This is a genomic window from Blastocatellia bacterium (assembly GCA_035275065.1).
Lineage (GTDB): Bacteria > Acidobacteriota > Blastocatellia > UBA7656 > UBA7656 > DATENM01.
The window spans coordinates 1-3,766 of record DATENM010000116.1 but is presented as its reverse complement, the minus strand read 5'-3'; the positions used below and the strand labels follow the sequence as shown (position 1 = coordinate 3,766).

Annotated in this window: 1 protein-coding gene; it reads left to right on the top strand. The window is 65.6% G+C overall.

Going from position 1 to position 3,766, the window contains the following annotated elements:
• Positions 1-28 precede the first annotated feature (28 nt).
• Positions 29-3,766: amino acid adenylation domain-containing protein (locus VJ464_23780; GenBank protein HKQ08166.1), on the top strand; the 3,738-nt coding region annotated here is incomplete at its 3' end.

Here is a 3,766-nt window from a genome sequence, read left to right as displayed (position 1 = left end):
CGACGGCAGCGGCATCGAGCAGGGGTGGATGAGACTGGAAGAAGGATTAACGCGGCGGATGAGGGGAGTGTCGCGGCAACTGGGAGTGAGCGTGGCGAGCGTGTGTCACGTGGCGTGGGGGCAGGTGGTGGCGCGGACGAGTGGGCGTCAGGAGGTGGTGTATGGGACGGTGCTGCTGGGACGGATGCAAGGTGGCGAAGGGGCGGAGCGGGCGATAGGTTTATTCATCAATACTCTGCCGGTGAAGGTGAGAGTGGGTGAGGAAGGAGCGGCGGCGAGTGTGCGGGGGATGCAGGAGCAGTTGGGAGAGTTGTTGAGGCACGAGCAGGCGTCGTTGGCGTTGGCGCAGCGGTGCAGCGGGGTAGCGGCGCCGACGCCGCTGTTCACGTCGCTGTTGAACTATCGGCACAGTGCTGAAAGAAGGCCGGCGCGGTCGGTGGAACAGGCACGGGCCTGGCAAGGCATGCAGCGTCTAACTGGGGAGTCACGGAGCAACTACCCCTTGAGTCTCGCGGTGAATGATTTAGGAGAAGGCTTCTCGCTGTCGGTGCAGGTGGCGGCTGCAATTGGCGCTGATCGGGTCTGCCAGTACATGAGCACGGCACTGCAATCACTGGTCGAGGCGCTGGAGAGCGCGCCGGCGCGGTCGCTGTGCAGCCTGGAAGTAGTGCCCGAGGGCGAGCGGCGACAGGTGGTGTATGAGTGGAACGCGACCAAGGCTGACTACCCGAAAGAGCAGTGTGTGCATGAGCTGTTCGAGCAGCAGGTCGAGCAGACCCCAGAGGCCGTGGCGGTCGTCTGCGGCGAGGCGCGGCTGAGCTACGGGGAACTCAACCGGCGGGCCAACCAGCTGGCGCACTACCTGCGCCGGCTCGGTGTCGGCCCCGATGCCCGCGTCGCCATCTGCCTGGAGCGCCGCTTGGAGATGATTATTGGCCTGCTGGGAATATTGAAGGCGGGAGGAGCCTATGTCCCTTTGGACTCGGCCTACCCGCCCGAGCGGTTGCGCTACATGCTCGCCGACAGCGCGCCGCTGTCGGTGCTGACAGATAGTCAAGCGGCAGAGCTGTTTCGTGGCAGCCAGGGACCTGCGGTGCTGACTCTAACAGAGCCGCAGCGGCCGTGGGAACGCGAGGCCGACTGCAATCCTGGAGTCGCGCGAGTAGGACTGAGACCTGAGCACCTGGCCTATGTGATCTACACCTCAGGCTCGACGGGCCGGCCCAAGGGGGTGATGGTCGAGCACCGCCAACTGGTCAACTACGTGGCCGCCATTAGCGAGCGGCTGAGGGTGGCGCCGAGGCGGAGCTACGCGCTGGTGTCAACCTTCGCCGCCGACTTGGGCAACACGGTGCTATGGCCGTCGCTGGTGAGCGGCGGCCTGCTGCACGTGCTGTCGCCAGCCGACTGCCTGGATGGGGGGCGCTTCGGGCGCTACTGCCAGCAGCAGCCAATCGATTGTCTGAAGATCACGCCGACCCACTTGCAAGCCTTATTGGGCGAAGCGGGAGGTGCGGAGCGCGTTCCGTGGGAATGCCTGGTGCTGGGCGGCGAGGCGCTGACACAAGAGCTTGTCGAGAGGGCACGGCGGCGGCGGCCTGGGTGCCGGGTCTACAACCACTACGGGCCGACCGAGAGCACGGTGGGAGCGTTGTCGCAGGAGGTGGTGGAAGGGCAAGCGGGGAGCGGCGCGCAGGCGGTGGCGCTGGGGCGGCCCATGGGCAATATGAGAGTGTACATCCTGGATGGGCAGGGAGAGGTGGTGCCTGCCGGGGCGCTCGGGGAGGTCTGCATCGGCGGGGCGGGAGTGACGCGGGGGTACTGGCAGCGGGCCGAGCAGACGGCGGGGCGGTTCGTGGCCGATGAGATGAGCGGGGAGGCAGGCGGGCGGCTGTACCGGACGGGGGATCGGGGGCGGTGGCTGGCGGATGGGCGGATTGAGTATATGGGGCGAGTGGATGATCAAGTGAAGGTGCGGGGCTACCGGGTGGAGTTGGGCGAGATCGAAGCGTGTCTGAGGCAGGCCGAGGGGGTGCGCGAGGCCGTCGTGACGGCACGCGCCGATGCGGACGGGAACCAGCGGCTGGTGGCTTACGTGGTGCCCGATGAAGCCTCCGCTTACCCGTTACTGCAAGTGCTGCGCCTGGAGGGCCGTGGGGAGCTGCCGGCGGCGGCGCAGTACGAGCTGCCCAACGGCATGGTGATCAGTCATCAGAACAAGGGGGAGAGCGACTACCTCTACCAGGAGATCTTCGAGCGGGAGGCGTACCTGCGGCATGGCATCAGGCTCGGCGAAGCCGCCTGTGTGGTGGACGTGGGAGCCAACATCGGCTTGTTCACGCTGTTCGTGCTGGATCGTGCGCCCGGGGCGAAGGTCTATGCGTTCGAGCCGATTCCGGCGGTGTATGAGAGCCTGAGAATCAACGCGGCAATCAGTGGCGGCCAGGTGCGGGTCTTTGATTGCGGCCTTGCGAATGCGCCGGGCACGGCCTGCTTCACCTGGTTCAAACACAACTCGCTGATCTCCGGCCGTCACGCCGACCTGGAGGAGGAGGCGAAGGTGATCGAAGCCTTCATCAGGAACCAGCAGCAGGAGAAGGCGATTTCTGAGGAGGAGCTGACGCAATTGCTTCAGGAGCGGTTGCAGTACGAGCACTTCAGCTGCCGCCTGCGGACATTATCGGAGGTGATGGGCGCGGAGGGGATTGAGGGCATCGATCTGCTGAAGGTGGACGTGCAGAAGAGTGAACTGGAGGTGTTGGAGGGGATTGAGGCTGGGGATTGGCCGAAGATCCGGCAGCTGGTGGTGGAGGTGCATGACATCGACGGGCGGCTGAGCCGAATCCAGGGGCTGCTGGAAAGTCAAGGGTATCAACAGAGTGTCGAGCAAGATGAGCTGCTGAGGGGGACGAATCAGTATACGATTTACGCTCGCCGCAGCGAGGAAGGAGATGAGAGGCATGTAGGCCCGCCGGCAAGGCGACGAGAGGCGCCGAAGTATTGGAGCCGGAAGCAACTGATAAGGGATGTGCGGGGGCGGGCTGGCGAGCGGCTGCCGGAGTACATGGTGCCGGGGGCGTATGTGTGCTTGGAGTCGCTGCCGCTGACACCTAACGGCAAGCTCGACCGCAAGGCGCTGCCTGAGCCGGAGCGAGAAGGGGATGGGCGGCAGGAGTACGAGGAGCCGGCGGGGGAGACGGAGCAGGCGGTGGCGGCGATCTGGGGCGAGGTGCTGAAGGTAGCGCGCGTAAGCCGCCGCGACAACTTCTTCGAGCTTGGGGGGCATTCGCTGTTGGTGATGCGGGTGATCGCGCGGCTGCGGCAGGCATTGAATATCGAGGTGAGCATCAGCGATGTCTTCGAGCACCCCGTGCTCGCCGACTTTGCCATCGCAGTGGAGCGAGCCACCCCGACCACGTTACCGGCCATCACGCCAGCCCAGCGCGTCGAGCATCTGCCCTTATCGTTCGCGCAGCAACGGCTGTGGTTCCTGGCGCAGATGGGCGCCAGCCAGGCCTATCACATCTTCTACGGCTGGCGGCTGAAGGGACAGCTCGACCGCCGCGCGCTGCGGCGGGCGCTGGACCGCATCGTTGCGCGCCACGAGGCGCTGCGCACCACCTTTGTGACCATTGATGGCGAGCCGGCGCAGCAGATCACCCCGGCACAACAGAGCCGCTTCGACCTCAAGGAGCACGACCTGCGCGACCGCCTAGACGCCAATCAAGAGATGGAGCGATTGATTGGTGAGGCGGCGGCCAGGCGA